This window comes from Sulfitobacter sp. 1A13496 (assembly GCF_043557225.1).
GTDB classification, from domain to species: Bacteria; Pseudomonadota; Alphaproteobacteria; order Rhodobacterales; family Rhodobacteraceae; genus Sulfitobacter; species Sulfitobacter faviae.
Map to the genome: position 1 here is coordinate 169,153 of NZ_JBIFFP010000006.1, position 13,957 is coordinate 183,109.

Genomic DNA, 13,957 nt, shown 5'->3' on the forward strand with positions numbered 1-13,957 from the left:
ATATCATGCCCCAAACGCCCCGATTGGACGCCACCGACCGCCGGATCATCCGCGCGCTGCAGCGCAATGGCCGGATGACCAACCTTGATCTGGCTAACGAAGTCGGTCTCTCGCCTTCGCCCTGCCTGCGCCGGTTGCGCGCGCTGGAGAAAAACGGCGCGATCCGGGGCTACAGCGTGGAGGTCGATGCCAAGGCCTACGGCCTGCCGGTCACGGTCATGGTGCGGGTGACGCTGGACGGTCACGACGAGGGCACGGTGCAGCGCTTCGAAAGCCAGATCCGCGCGATCCCGGAGGTGCTGGAATGTTTCGTGATGAGCGGGCTGTCGGACTACCTGCTGCGCGTCGTGGTGGGCGATCTCGAGGATTACGAACGCTTTGTGCGGGCGCGGCTGCATCCCATCGGCGGCATCGGGTCGATCGACACCAGTTTTGTCTACGGCGTGGTCAAGCGCTCTCAGGTCTACCCCGACATCGGCGATTGAGCGGGGGTAAAACAATTTAACCGGTTTACAATCCCGTCCCCCTTGGGAAATCTGCGCCCGAAGTTCCGAGGAGCCCCCATGACATTCGCCGCCACCCCCGCCCTGCAAGCCGTCGTTGATCATGCGCAAGCACATGAGACCGATTGGCCCCGCTCGATGTACCATGCCGACGGCGCCTATGTCGGCAATCGCGAGTGGAACGAAAGCGGCCCTTGGACTGAGATCGTGGGCCCCGTCAAACCGCGCGGCGGCCCCGCGGGGGTGATCCTGCATCGCGGTGAACGCGTAGCCGATTGGGGCGATACGACGCGCGCCGACATGACCTTCTCCATCGCCAAGAGCTACCTGTCGGTGCTGGCGGGGCTGGCGGTGAAAGACGGGCTGATCGCGGACCTCGACGCGCCCGTGGGCGACAGCGTGCCGGGGCCGTATTTTGCGGGCGATCACAACGGGCGCATCACCTGGCGGCAGATGTTGCAGATGAACAGCGAATGGCGCGGCGAGATTTTCGGCAAGGACGATCAGGTCGACCACTACCGCCAGATCGGCCCGGGGGCGGACAACAGCCGCAAGGGGCAGCTGCGCGCGGTCGGTGCGCCGGGCAGCCACTATGAGTACAACGACGTCCGGGTGAACGCGTTGGCCTATGCGCTGATGATGCGTTTTCGCCGCCCTTTGCCGGAGGTGCTGCGCGAAAGGATCATGGACCCGATCGGGGCCTCCGCTGACTGGCGGTGGGAGGGCTATTCGACCTCATGGGTCGAGGTGGATGGCAAACGGATGCAGTCGGTCACCGGCGGCGGGCATTGGGGTGGGGGCCTCTTCATCTCTGCCGAGGATCACGCAAAGTTCGGCCAGTTCATCTGCCAGAACGGCGCGTGGAACGGCGAACAAATTCTGCCCGAGGACTGGATGCAGCGGTCCCTGATGCCGACACCGACACTCGACAAATACGGCTTTCTGTGGTGGCTGAACCGCGGGGCGGAAGCCGATCCGAAACTGCCCGATACCGCCTTCAGCGCGCAGGGCGCGGGCGGCCATACGATCTGGATCGCGCCCGAGCACGAGATCGTCGCCGTGATGCGCTGGCTCGCGCCGACCGCCACGCCGCAATTCCTCCGCCGGCTTTTCGCCGCGCTGACCGAGAGCTGACACGAAAGGAAACCCCATGCATATCAAGACCTTCGGCGTCGAAATGTGGATGAACGAATTCGAGAACCACTGCCGCTACAACCTCGCCGAGACCTGCGTGGACTCGATCACCCTAGGCGAGCTGATCGACATGGCGGGCGTCGACAATTCCGTGCTGGGCGAATTGCGCGGCATGCGCATGGGCTATGGCGCGATCGAAGGCTTAGACCGGCTGCGCGACGCAGTGGCGGGGCTTTACGAGAACCAGTCCCGCGAGAACGTGCTGACCACCCACGGCACCATCGGGGCCAATGCGCTGGTTCATCAGACGCTGGTCAGCCGCGGCGATCATGTCATCGCCATCGTGCCGACCTACCAGCAGCATTACTCGATCCCCGAGAGCATCGGTGCCGAGGTCGAACTCTTGCACCTGCGCCCGGAGAACGGCTTCCTGCCCGACCTTGACGAGCTGCGCGCGATGATGCGGCCCGACACGCGGATGATCGCCACCAACAACCCCAACAACCCGACCGGCGCGCTGATGGACCGGGCGATGCTCTCAGAGATCGCCGAGATCGCGCGCGGCAGCGGCGCATGGGTGCTCTGCGACGAGGTCTATCGCGGCACCGATCAGGCCGGGAACGGCTATACCGCCTCGATCTGCGATCTTTACGAGCGTGGCATCAGTACTGCGGGGATGTCCAAGGCCTATTCGCTGGCCGGGCTGCGCGTGGGCTGGGTCGCGGGGCCGAAGGCCCTGCTGGAAGACATCATGATCCACCGCGATTACAACACGATCTCTGTCGGGCGGATTGACGAGTATTTCGCGGCCCTCGCCCTCGAAAACCGCGCCCAGATCCTCGACCGCGCACATCGGATCACGCGTGAGAACCTCGCGATCCTGTCGGATTGGGTCGAGGCCGAGCCGCTGATCTCATGGGTGAAGCCGCAAGCGGGCACCACGGCGCTGCTGAAATACGACCTGCCGCTGCCGAGCCGTGATTTCTGCACGCAATTGCTGGAAGAGGAGGGCGTCCTCTTCACCCCCGGCAGCGCCATGGACATGGAGGGCTGGCTGCGCATCGGTTTCGCCAATTCGACGGCGGACCTGCGCGACGGGTTGGCGCGTGTCTCCGCTTTCCTCGCGCGTCACGGCGCGGCACAGTCAAGCTAGATGGAGCCCATCATGCCGTCAGCCTCAGACCTGATCGCCAAAAGCGCCGCCCGTTCCTGCGTGGTTCATCGCAAAATCGCGGGCGCGGTTTACCGCACGCCGGTGATCGCCTCCCGCTTGCCAATGGCAGAGGGTTCGCGGCTGTTCTACAAGACCGAGAACTTCCAGCATACCGGGTCATTCAAACTGCGCGGCGCCAGTGCAAAGCTGACGACGGTGCCGCTCGACCGGCCTGTCATCACCGCATCTTCCGGCAACCACGGCATCGCCTGCTCGCTTGCGGCCCAGACCACGGGGCATGAGTTGATCGTGGTGCTGCCCGAAACCGTCATCGCCAAGAAACGCAAGATTATTGAAAGCTACGGCACTAGGGTCGTGATCCATGGGGCCGATGCCTCGCTTTCAGAGCTACACGCGCAGAGTTTGGCTGAGGCTGAGGGCTACACCTATATCTCACCCTACAACGATGCTGAGGTGATCGCGGGGCAGGGCACCGCCGCGCTGGAACTGCTCGACCAGATCGAAGGCATCGACAATGTCTTCATCTCGATGGGCGGTGGCGGGCTGATCTCGGGCGTGGGATCGGTCATCAAGGAATTCTCCCCGCGGACCCGCGTGATCGGTGTGAGTGCCGCGAATAGCTGCGCGCTGGCCGCGTCGATCAGAGCGGGGAAAATCGTCGAAACGGAACATCTCGACACGCTGGCCGATGGCGTGGCGGGCGGCGTCGATGCTGGCTCGATGACCCTGCCGCTCGCAAGCGCGGTGATCGACGAGATCATCCATTGCGACGAGGATCAGATCGCCGAAGCGTTAAAAGTGTTGGCTTGGGAAGAGAACATGCTGGTCGAAGGGGCCGCCGCTTTGGCGCTGGCGGCCTATCTGGCAGGGCCGCAGAACTTCGCGGGCCAGACCTCTGTCGTTCTGCTATGCGGTGGTAATTATGAGGTCGAGCAGTTGCGCGGAATCATCTGACGGCTACCCGGCCATTTTCCATCAGGGCATGTCGAACCGCAGGTCGACCCAACGACCCTCGGGAATGTCCCGCGGCGCACCGCCAGCCCAGCCGTCCTGCCAGATCACCTCGCGGGTGCGGATATCGAGCGTCCCCGCATCATAGCTACACGCGACATGAACCAGCCGGTTGCCATTCGCATCCTGCGGCGCTTCGATCTGCCAACCGCGGCTGGCGAGGGGTGGGACGTTCGACAATCGGTAATGGCCAAGCCCGATCCGTTCGAACCCTGCACCCAAAGGCACCGCAGGCTCTTCACTGCCATCGCGGAACAGACGCACGATCGGGCTGGCTTCCTTGATGAACCCATTCGCATCCACAGTCGTATTCGCCCCGGACCACAGGGGCTGCCACGCGCCCCATGCCCCCGTCGCCCGGAGACGAAAGGCCAGACCCGGCGTGTCGATGCCCAGTGCGATCTGCCACAGATAGGCGCTCTGCCCGCCCAAGGTGCTATTGCCGCAGAGCAGGCCGAAGACCCCATTCAGCGCCGGGAAAGGGTTGGCCCCGGAAGGCGCCTGCGCATGGGCGCCGCCATAGCTTGAAAAACTGCCCGAAAGATCATGCGCGTCGAGGTCCGTCACCAGCGGCCCCGCGTCAGCGCCGATGCCGAAATCCCCGACCCGCAGCAAACGACCCACCGTCGCATCATCCACGCCCTGCGTCAGCGCCGCGCCTGAGGCGATGCCGCTCGCCGCGTCAAATGCCAGCGCGGTGGTCCAGCTGCTGCCATCGGCGCTGACCTTGATGGCAAAATCATCCTGCCCCGCCGTGCCCATCTCGGCCCGGCCAGACCAATCGGTTTGGAACAGCAGGCTCGCGGTATCGGCGGCGCTGGCCTTGTTGAGTTTTAGCTGATGCCCCGCCCCTTCGTGGGTAAACAGGCTCGCCGAGGAGGCGACCGACAAGCGATTGCCACTGTCGTAATCCGTATTAACCCCCAGCCCGGAGAGGTTCGCCAGATCGGGGGGCGAGACCTCGGCCCAAGCCCCTGCGCCCCAACGGTGAAGAATCCCTGTCGATTTATCCAAGGCAACCCAGCCGTCTTGCGGGGCGGTGAACTGCCAGCTCTCTCCGACCCACGCGGCCAATTCACCGGGATGACCCGCCCAAACCTCTGTCGGCGCATCACCGAGTGCATGAACCTCCCCCGCCTGCGGTAGGGCGGGCGGCGTGTTGGCGTCAAACCCTTCGACCGCAAGCTGCACCAGAAGATCGAGCCGTTGCAGCGCTTCGTTATGGGTCACATGTTTTTGCGCCTGTGCAGGCATCAGATAGGGCAGGGATAGGCGCTCAGAGGTGTCGGGCATCGGGGCTCTCCGCGTTATGGGTCGCCTGAGACTGTGAGAAGGAAGTCTTGCCAGCCTGACAACCCACCGTTCGGGCCGCGCGCAACAAGCGGCGGTTCTGCCCCATCGCACGGCGCGGGCGGAAGGTTCACGTTGCGGCTTTCACTTTCGCCAAACCGCCCTAACTCCCTGTCAGGCGGTGCCTTTTCAAAACGAAAGCCGCAGTTTAACATCACGCCACGCCGCGCAAGAAAGGCCAACGCTTATGTCCAAGACCAAGATCGCCGTTGTCGGTATCGGCTACGTCGGGCTTTCGAATGCGGTGCTTCTGGCGCAGCACAATGAGGTAACAGCGGTCGATTTGAACGCAGACCGGGTGGCGCAGGTGAATGCCCGCCGAGCGCCAATCGTCGATCCGGAGATCGAGCAATATCTCGCGGAAAAGCCCCTCACCCTCCGGGCCACGACCGACGCGGAGGCGGCATATCGCGAGGCTGATTACGTGCTCATCGCCACGCCGACCAACTATGACCCACGCACCAATGTCTTCGACACCTCCAGTGTCGAGGCGGTGGTGCGGGATGTTTTGGCGGTCACGAGAACGGCCACTATCGTCATCAAATCCACCGTCCCGGTGGGCTATACCGCGGGCCTCTCCGCCGAGTTGAACAGCGACCAAGTGATCTTTAGCCCGGAATTCCTGCGTGAGGGCCGCGCGCTCTACGACAACCTCCACCCCTCGCGCATCGTCGTCGGCGAAGACAGCCCGCGCGCCCGGCGCTTCGCGCAACTGTTGGCCGAGGGGGCAATCGACGACGACATTCCCATGCTCTTTACCGGTGCGTCCGAGGCAGAGGCGGTCAAACTTTTCGCCAATACCTTCCTTGCCATGCGGGTGGCCTATTTCAACGAATTGGACAGCTACGCGTTGACCAATGGGTTGGACACGCGGCAGATCATCGACGGTGTCTGCCTCGACCCGCGCATCGGTGGGCATTACAATAACCCGTCATTCGGCTATGGCGGCTACTGTTTGCCCAAGGATTCCAAGCAGTTGCTGGCCAATTACTCTGACGTGCCGCAAAACCTGATCAACGCCGTGGTCGAGGCGAACCGCACCCGCAAGGATTTCGTCTCGGAGCAGATTCTGGCGCTTGGCCCTCAGCGGGTGGGCATCTACCGGTTGGTGATGAAGGCCGGGTCGGACAATTTCCGGCAAAGCTCGGTCCAAGGGATCATGAAGCGGCTTAAAGCCAAGGGCATCGAAGTGATCGTTTATGAGCCGGTGCTGCAAGAGGAACGCTTCTTCGGCTCCGAAGTCACCCGCGATCTGGAAGCGTTCAAGGCGCGCGCGGATGTGATCGTGGCCAACCGCAATCACCCGGATCTGGCGGATGTCCCCGACAAGGTCTTTACCCGCGATCTTTTCGGTGCGGATTGACGCACCAACGGCACCCCAAACTCTCGAAGGCAAAATGCGCAATACGATCGACAGCAAGAACTGGTCGACCCTGCCCACGGGGCCACGAAATACCATCTGTGATGTCGCGGGGGTGCGCGTGGGCAGCCAAGACCTACGCGGGGAGGGGCTTTGCTCCGGGGTGACGGCGGTTCTGCCGCATGAAGGTGATCTCTTTCGCAATCCGGTGCCTGCGGGCGTGGCCGTGTTGAACGGTTTCGGCAAAAGCGCAGGCCTGATGCAACTGGCCGAACTGGGTCAGATCGAGACGCCGATCCTGCTGACCAACACCTTTGGCGTGGGCCCCTGTAGCACGGCGCTGATCCGGCGGGCGATTGCAGAAAACCCCGAGATCGGGCGGGGCCTTTGCACGGTCAACCCGCTGGTTTTGGAATGCAACGACGGCACGGTGAACGACATTCAGGCGCTGGCGGTGACAGAGGATCACGCGCAGGCGGCGATTGCGGCTTGCGGGCCAGCGTTTGCGCAGGGCACGGTCGGGGCCGGCAGCGGGATGAAGACCTTCGGCTATGCTGGTGGTCTCGGCTCTGCTTCGCGGCTGGTCACCCTGCCGGGCGGCGCGGGGTTCGACCTTGGCGCGCTGGTTTTGTCGAACTTCGGCCAGCAAAGTGCTTTGCGGGTCTTTGGCCAACAGCTGCCGCCGCCGGGGCCGGGGAATGAGCCCGACAAGGGCTCGATCATCATCATTCTGGCGACCGACGCGCCGATGGGGTCGCGGCAGTTGACCCGCATGGCCCGGCGCAGCGCCGCAGCCCTTGGCCGGTTGGGCAGCCACATCGGCCATCAAAGCGGCGACATCGCGCTGGCCTTCTCAACCGCCAACCGCATCACCCGTGGCGGGGCTGATACGCAGAGCGTCGAGCGGTTGAACGAAGACCGGATGGATGCCCTCTTCATCGCCGCGGTCGAAGCGGTTGAGGAGGCGATCCTCAACGCGCTTTGGCATGGCGTCCCGCACCGGGGCTATGATGGCAGCCTTTTGCCCGCATTTCGCGACCGGCTGTCAGAGGTCTACCGCGGTTAAGCCGCGCTCACCGGGTCCATGGGGGCGAGGTCGAGCCCCCCGACCTGCGCCAGATGCGCCAGCAGCGCGTCGATCCCCTCGCCGGATTTTAACGCGCAGAAGACCGTCGGCAGGTCCGGGCGCATCCGCGCGCTGTCGCGCTGCATGACCTCGAGCGAGGCGCCGACATGGGGGGCGAGGTCGGTCTTGTTGATGACCAGAATGTCGGACTTGGTGATCGCCGGGCCGCCCTTGCGGGGGATCTCCTCCCCCGCCGCCACGTCGATCACATAGAGCGTCACATCCGCGAGTTCAGGGCTGAAGGTGGCCGACAGGTTGTCGCCGCCGCTTTCGATCAAGACCACTTCCACATCCGGGTGCCGCGAAACCATCTCCGCCACGGCAGCAAGGTTGATCGAGGCATCCTCGCGAATTGCCGTATGCGGGCAGCCGCCGGTCTCGACCCCGATGATCCGGTCTTGCGGCAGCACCTGCATGCGCATCAGCGCCTCTGCATCCTCTTGGGTGTAGATGTCATTAGTGATCACGCCGATCGACAGCCGATCCCGCAGCGCGCGGCTGAGCGCGGCGGTCAGAGTGGTCTTGCCCGCGCCCACCGGGCCGCCGATGCCGACGCGCAAAGGGCCGTTGTTGCGTTTCATGTGCGGAAAATCCTTGAATACTGGGTTTCGTGTTTCATCGCGGCGATGTCGCTGAGAAAGGCGGTGGAGGAGAGATCGTCGAGCGTGCCGTCCTCTGCCGCCGCGGCGACCTCAAGACAGAGCGGCGCAAGGTCGCGGATGACGATCTGCCCCTCGGTCTGCCCCAAGGGGATAAGGCGCATGCCCGCGGTGGCGAGGTTCGCGGTAAAGGCGTGCAAAAACATCTCAAGTGTTTGGCGCAGCGGCAGCCCTTGCAGCCGTGCGGCGCGTCCGACGGCCACGGGATAGCAAAGCGGCGGCATGTCCTGCTGCCAGATCGCGGCGCTGGCGCGGGCAAAGGCTTCGCCCTGTAGCACGGTCTCTTTCAACCGCTCGGCAGAGGCGGCGAAGGCGCGGGCCTGCGCGTCGACCTCCGATGGGTCATCCACGAAATAAGCCGCCGCAAGGAAAAGCGCATCCGCTTGACCCGCCCCATGCCGCAACACGCCGCCCAGCCAGTCGGCCAAGCTGTCTTGCCCCGTCACATCCCCGTTCTGCACCGCCCATTCCAACCCATGGCTATAGGCGAAGGCCCCCACCGGGTAGGAGGGCGACAGCATCTGCACCAAGGTCAAAAGGGTACCGGCCTGTAGGGTGTCAGCCATGCGCATGGTCATGTGGGTGGTCGTGATCGTGAACGGCGTGGTGAACATGGCCGTGGTCATGCCCATGGGTGCGCCCATGGCCATAGGCACCGCCTTCGGGGCGGAAGGGGCCGGTGATTTCTCGCGTGGTGGCACCGATCTGGCCGAGCATCTTGGCGATCACATGGTCGCGCTGGATCACCAGCCGCTCGGCGTCAATCTGGCAGGGGGTATGGCGGTTGCCGATGTGCCACGCGATGCGGGGCAGGTCGGGGCCGGTCACCTCCAGCAGGGCTTCGTCGGCGGCCACTACTTCGATGAGACGCCCGTCGGCCAGCACGAAAGCATCGCCGTGGTCGAGCGAGGTGGTCTGTGCAAGATCGACCAGAAACGCCAGCCCGTCCGCCGTGGTCAGCACCTTGCGGCGCAGAAAACGCCCGTCATAGGTCAGCTCGACCCGATCACTGGCATCGGACCACGCTCCGGCGCGGCGCATCTCTTGGCAAAGGATTGGGGTCATCTCGGTCTCTTCAAAACAGGAAATAGCGCTGCGCCATCGGCAGCACAGAGGCGGGTTCACAGGTCAACAATTCACCATCCGCGCGCACCTCATAGGTCTCGGGGTTGACCTCGACCTCGGGCAGCGCGTCGTTCAACTTCAGATCGCGCTTGCCGATCTCGCGGGTGTTGCGCACCGCAAGCGTCTGTTTGGCAAGGCCGAGGCTGCCGCCAACGCCCGCGGCCTCTGCCGCTTCGCTGACAAAGACCACGGCAGAGTTTTCCACCGCGCGGCCATAGGCCCCGAACATGGGCCGCGAATAGACCGGCTGCGGCGTCGGGATAGAGGCGTTCGGGTCGCCCATCTGCGCGCAGACGATGCTGCCGCCAAGCAAGACCATCTCGGGCTTCACCCCGAAAAAGGCGGGGTTCCAGAGCACCAGATCGGCACGCTTGCCCTCTTCGATGCTGCCGATATGGGTCGAGATGCCATGCGCGATGGCGGGGTTGATGGTGTATTTCGCAATGTAGCGGCGGACGCGGAAATTGTCGTTGTCGCCCGTCTCTTCGGGCAGCCGCCCGCGTTGCTTTTTCATCTTGTCAGCGGTCTGCCACGTGCGGAGCAAAACCTCTCCGACCCGGCCCATGGCCTGACTGTCGGAGGCGATGATCGAAAAAGCCCCCATGTCATGCAGGATGTCTTCGGCGGCGATGGTCTCTCGCCGGATGCGGCTTTCGGCAAAGGCCACATCCTCGGGGATCGACTTGTCGAGGTGGTGACAGACCATGAGCATATCCAGATGCTCTTCCAACGTGTTGACCGTGAAGGGCCGCGTGGGGTTGGTCGAAGAGGGCAGCACATGCTCTTCGCCGCAAATCTTGATGATGTCCGGCGCATGGCCCCCGCCCGCGCCTTCGGTGTGGAAGGCGTGGATCGTGCGGCCTTTCATGGCTTTTACGGTATGTTCGACAAAGCCGCTTTCGTTCAGCGTGTCGGTGTGGATCATCACCTGCACATCCATCGCATCGGCCACGCCAAGGCAGCAGTCAATCGCGGCGGGGGTGGTGCCCCAATCTTCATGCAGTTTCAGCGCACAGGCGCCTGCGTTGATCTGCTCTTCCAGTGCGGCGGGTTGCGAGGCATTGCCTTTCCCCGCGAAGGCGAGGTTCATCGGGAAGGCGTCGGCGGCATGCATCATGCGCCCGATATGCCAGCCGCCCGGTGTGCAGGTCGTGGCCAATGTGCCATGTGCAGGGCCAGTGCCGCCGCCGAGCATGGTGGTCAGCCCCGAATGCAGCGCGTCTTCGATCTGTTGCGGGCAGATGAAATGGATATGGCTGTCAAACCCCCCGGCGGTGAGGATGCGCCCCTCGCCCGCGATCACCTCGGTGCCCGGCCCGATGATGATATCGACCCCCGGCTGCGTGTCGGGGTTGCCTGCCTTGCCGATCTTGGCGATGCGCCCGTCTTTCAGCCCGACATCGGCCTTGTAGATGCCGGTATGGTCAACGATCAGCGGATTGGTGATGACCGTATCCACGGCGCCGCCCGCGCGGGTGACCTGCGACTGGCCCATGCCGTCGCGGATCACCTTGCCGCCGCCGAACTTGACCTCTTCGCCATAGGCCCGGCCCTCACCGGTGGTCAGGTCACGCTCGACTTCAATGATAAGGTCCGTATCGGCCAGCCGCACCCGGTCGCCCACCGTGGGGCCGAACATGGCGGCATAGTCACCGCGTTTGATCTGTGCAGGCATCAGAGGTCTCCCATCACCGCGCTGTTAAAGCCAAAGACCCGCCGCGCCCCGCCGATCGGGATGAGCGCGACCTCGCGCCGTTGGCCGGGCTCAAAACGCACCGCAGTCCCCGCCGCGATGTCCAGGCGCAGGCCCCGCGCGGCGGCGCGGTCGAACTCAAGCGCCGGGTTGCTCTCGGCAAAATGGTAGTGGCTGCCCACCTGCACCGGGCGGTCTCCGGTATTGGCGACCATCAGCGTGATCGCCGTGCTGTCGGCATTGAGGGTCAACAGGCCCTCCGCCGGAATGATCTCTCCCGGGATCATGCTTTGGCGGTCTTCAGACGCCGCAGGACGAGGATCCCCCCCGACAGCGCAAAGGCCGCGGCGGCGATCAGGTAGACGGCGAGCGATCCGTCGCCCTCTCCGCCGTGGCTGTGGGGGAGCGGCGCGCTATGGGCGAAGGCCGCCATGGCGAGCGACATAAGCGGCAGGGCAAGAAGGGGGGCAAAACGCGGCATGGGATATCCTATCTGATGGGGTTGTGCACGGTGACCAATTTGGTCCCGTCGGGGAAAGTGGCTTCGACCTGCACCTCGGGGATCATTTCGGCCACCCCTTCCATACAGTCGTCGCGGGTGATGACATGGGCACCGGCCTGCATCATATCGGCCACGCTGCGGCCATCCCGCGCGCCTTCGACCACGGTGTCGGTGATGAGGGCAATGGCCTCGGGGTGGTTCAGCTTGACCCCCCGCGCAAGGCGCTTGCGGGCGACCTCGGCAGCCATGGAGATCAGCAGTTTGTCTTTTTCTCGCGGGGTCAGTTGCACGTCAGGTCATCCATGATCGGGGAAGGGTGTCACCGCTCAGCGCGCCCAAAATCGGGACGAGTGATTGGCGAAGGTCGAAACTATCTGCGGCGAGGATCCGAGCGACCAGCAGGTCAGGGCCGATCAGGCTGGCCCCGGCGCTGTCGGGCAATTGGGCGCGGAGCCGGGGTAGCCGCGCTTCGGCATCGGGGGCCACATAGATCAGCGTGGCAAGGGCACCTGCCCCGGCCGCGATGTGCGGGGCCGCCAGATGGGCGGTGACATCGCCGCTGAGTGTCATCGCGTCGTGAAAAAGCGGCTGGCCCGCGCGGTTGACCTCGATCCGGTCGCGGAAATAGGCATGACGCAGGGTTTCGCCCATAGCGGCGCGGCCAAAGACCAGCGGCTCCACCAGCAGGAGAGAGGCGTCTTGCGCCAGGTCGACCGTCAGATGCCGCCGCAGGGCGCATCCGTCGTAGAGAATGGTCTCTTGCGGCAGCCAATGCAGCGTCGCGCCGGTGTCGACGGTGAGGGTGTTGCGCAGCGCTGCCACTTGCCCCGGTTGCGCGCGATAGGCGCGTTCGGCGGCCTGCGTGGTGAGGCTGAGCGCCGCTTGCGCCTCTGCACGGGCCGTCAAGGAAAAACTATCGCCGCCGGTGATGCCGCCTGCGGAATTAATGATGATTGCTTGCAACAGCGCGGGGTCGGGGCGGGGGAAGAGAAGTTTCATCGCGCCCGACTGGCGCAATTCGCCGATTGTCGACCCGCCCCGCGCAGCCTTGGCCGAGACCATCGCAGCACCAATAGCGCGCGGCTGCACCGGGGTCGCTTGGGGGCTGTTTATGCTGCTGTCGATGAGAATGAGGAACGCTCCGCCCGGTAAAGTCTGATGATTTTTTAATCACCATAGAGACGGGGGAGAGTCATCGCCGAGGCGGTTCAGAGCCGCCTGCAGGGCGGGTTTGCTTGAAAAATGGGCGACAAATCGCGGTGCTGTCTGAAACTTGGGCATTCCGCGCATGGGGCGGCGGCCCCGGGGAGGGAGGGCCGCCGCTGTCGTCAAATCCCGATCACGGGCGCAGCATGACCTTGCCGCCACGGCCCGTGGTCAGCGCGGATTTCATCGCTTCGGTCACCTCGGCCAGCGGGTAGATGCCGCCGGTGTCGAGGGGCAGTTGGCCCTTCGCGGCCAGTTGCACCAATTCGCCAATCAGGCGGCCCCGCGTCTCAGCCGCCATCTCGCCGCTCACGCGCGAGCCCCAGAAGCCTTTGACGGTGATGTGCTTCATGATCAATTCGCCCGAAGACATGGAGAGCGGCTGGCCCGTCGCCGTGCCGAAGACGATCAACTCACCGTCCTTGCCCAGCAGTTCGACCAGTTGACCGCCCAACTCACCGCCGACGGAATCAATGGCCGAGACCGCGCCCTCTTTGCCGATCAACTCACGCGCTTTGCTCTTCCAATCCGCATCTTCGGTGGAGAGGACATGTTCCGCGCCGGTGTCGCGCATCTCTTCGGCGGCACCTTCGCGGCGGACGAGGTTCAGCAATTTGACACCCCGCGCCTTGGCCAGACCGACCATGATTTTGCCGACTGCGCCATTGGCGGCGGTTTGGACCAGCCAATCGCCTTCGCCGACCTTGAGGGTTTCCAACAGGGACAGGGCGCTGAAGGGCATGGCGATCAACTGCGCGCCCGCTTCGTCCGAGATCGCCTCAGGCAGGGGCAGCAGGCCCGCGGCGGGGGCGGTGAAATATTCGGCCCATGCGCCGTGGAAGCCAGCGGCGGTGACGCGTTTGCCGATCAGCGCCTCATCAACGCCTTCGCCCACGGCTTCGACAATGCCAAGCGCTTCGGAGCCGCCGATGGCGCCGGGCAGGTCGGGCTTGTAGCCATAGTTGCCGCGCACGGTCCAAAGGTCGTGGTTGTGGATGGGCGAGAGCACCATGCGCAGCAGCGCTTCGCCAGCGGCGGGCGCGGGCTTGTCGGTTTCGCGGGTGGTCAGAACCTCGGCGGGCTCGCCGAATGTGTCGTGGATGGCAGCGAACAT

16 protein-coding genes are annotated in these 13,957 nt (G+C 64.3%); 6 read left to right on the forward strand and 10 right to left on the reverse strand.

The genetic code is table 11. The features are described 5' to 3' along the window. Window positions 1-5 precede the first annotated feature (5 nt). The 4 genes from ACGYLX_RS14390 to ACGYLX_RS14405 all read left to right on the forward strand — a co-directional run bounded on the left by ACGYLX_RS14390 (window position 6) and on the right by ACGYLX_RS14405 (window position 3,765). Window positions 6-485, forward strand: a complete 480-nt coding sequence (locus ACGYLX_RS14390; protein ID WP_394442248.1) for an Lrp/AsnC family transcriptional regulator — start codon at window positions 6-8, stop codon at window positions 483-485. 78 nt (window positions 486-563) lie between these two features. After that, complete coding sequence (locus ACGYLX_RS14395) at window positions 564-1,637, forward strand: serine hydrolase domain-containing protein (RefSeq protein WP_394442245.1); 1,074 nt, start codon at window positions 564-566, stop codon at window positions 1,635-1,637. Between the two features lie 16 nt (window positions 1,638-1,653). After that, on the forward strand, window positions 1,654-2,790 hold the full coding sequence (locus tag ACGYLX_RS14400) for an aminotransferase (protein ID WP_394450313.1): 1,137 nt from the start codon (window positions 1,654-1,656) through the stop codon (window positions 2,788-2,790). A gap of 12 nt (window positions 2,791-2,802) precedes the next feature. Then, on the forward strand, window positions 2,803-3,765 hold the full coding sequence (locus tag ACGYLX_RS14405; protein WP_394450315.1) for a pyridoxal-phosphate dependent enzyme: 963 nt from the start codon (window positions 2,803-2,805) through the stop codon (window positions 3,763-3,765). A 21-nt stretch (window positions 3,766-3,786) separates the two neighbouring features. Here ACGYLX_RS14405 and ACGYLX_RS14410 read toward each other — a convergent pair whose 3' ends face one another. After that, window positions 3,787-5,115: a DUF2793 domain-containing protein gene (locus ACGYLX_RS14410; RefSeq protein ID WP_394450317.1), complete on the reverse strand. Its 1,329-nt coding sequence runs from the start codon at window positions 5,113-5,115 to the stop codon at window positions 3,787-3,789. A 244-nt stretch (window positions 5,116-5,359) separates the two neighbouring features. On the opposite strand from ACGYLX_RS14410, the gene ACGYLX_RS14415 reads away from it, so the two are divergent. Together ACGYLX_RS14415 and ACGYLX_RS14420 are read left to right on the forward strand one after the other, a co-directional pair. Further along, window positions 5,360-6,535 carry a nucleotide sugar dehydrogenase gene (locus ACGYLX_RS14415; RefSeq protein WP_394450318.1) on the forward strand — a complete coding sequence of 392 codons (1,176 nt, stop codon included), beginning with the start codon at window positions 5,360-5,362 and terminating at the stop codon, window positions 6,533-6,535. Between the two features lie 34 nt (window positions 6,536-6,569). Beyond that, on the forward strand, window positions 6,570-7,598 hold the full coding sequence (locus tag ACGYLX_RS14420; RefSeq protein ID WP_394450319.1) for a P1 family peptidase: 1,029 nt from the start codon (window positions 6,570-6,572) through the stop codon (window positions 7,596-7,598). Here the strand turns inward: ACGYLX_RS14420 and ureG are convergent. The 9 genes from ureG to ACGYLX_RS14465 all read right to left on the reverse strand — a co-directional run bounded on the left by ureG (window position 7,595) and on the right by ACGYLX_RS14465 (window position 13,957). Further along, a complete protein-coding gene (ureG, locus tag ACGYLX_RS14425) occupies window positions 7,595-8,239 on the reverse strand; it encodes an urease accessory protein UreG (protein ID WP_394419384.1) in 645 nt (214 codons plus the stop codon). The genes ACGYLX_RS14420 and ureG overlap by 4 nt on opposite strands. Further along, window positions 8,236-8,883, reverse strand: coding sequence for an urease accessory protein UreF (locus tag ACGYLX_RS14430; protein ID WP_394450406.1), 648 nt, complete (start codon window positions 8,881-8,883; stop codon window positions 8,236-8,238). The genes ureG and ACGYLX_RS14430 overlap by 4 nt, the downstream gene beginning before the upstream one ends. Beyond that, entirely contained in the window at window positions 8,876-9,382 is a 507-nt protein-coding gene (gene ureE / locus ACGYLX_RS14435; RefSeq protein WP_209219253.1) for an urease accessory protein UreE, read from the reverse strand. The genes ACGYLX_RS14430 and ureE overlap by 8 nt, the downstream gene beginning before the upstream one ends. Before the next feature lie 10 nt (window positions 9,383-9,392). Next, the gene (gene ureC, locus ACGYLX_RS14440; protein ID WP_394450321.1) at window positions 9,393-11,117 is read right to left on the reverse strand and encodes an urease subunit alpha; all 1,725 of its coding nucleotides are present in this window, start codon (window positions 11,115-11,117) and stop codon (window positions 9,393-9,395) included. Next, complete coding sequence (locus ACGYLX_RS14445; RefSeq protein ID WP_067263695.1) at window positions 11,117-11,422, reverse strand: urease subunit beta; 306 nt, start codon at window positions 11,420-11,422, stop codon at window positions 11,117-11,119. Before ACGYLX_RS14445 ends, ureC begins: the two co-directional genes overlap by 1 nt. Then, the gene (locus ACGYLX_RS14450) at window positions 11,419-11,616 is read right to left on the reverse strand and encodes a hypothetical protein (RefSeq protein ID WP_073037937.1); all 198 of its coding nucleotides are present in this window, start codon (window positions 11,614-11,616) and stop codon (window positions 11,419-11,421) included. The genes ACGYLX_RS14445 and ACGYLX_RS14450 overlap by 4 nt, the downstream gene beginning before the upstream one ends. 8 nt (window positions 11,617-11,624) lie before the next feature. Further along, complete coding sequence (locus ACGYLX_RS14455; protein ID WP_067263701.1) at window positions 11,625-11,927, reverse strand: urease subunit gamma; 303 nt, start codon at window positions 11,925-11,927, stop codon at window positions 11,625-11,627. A 1-nt stretch (window position 11,928) separates the two neighbouring features. After that, window positions 11,929-12,726, reverse strand: coding sequence for an urease accessory protein UreD (locus ACGYLX_RS14460; RefSeq protein ID WP_394442218.1), 798 nt, complete (start codon window positions 12,724-12,726; stop codon window positions 11,929-11,931). A gap of 250 nt (window positions 12,727-12,976) precedes the next feature. Then, window positions 12,977-13,957 (reverse strand): zinc-binding dehydrogenase, encoded by a 981-nt coding sequence (locus ACGYLX_RS14465; protein WP_394450323.1) that lies wholly within the window; start codon window positions 13,955-13,957, stop codon window positions 12,977-12,979.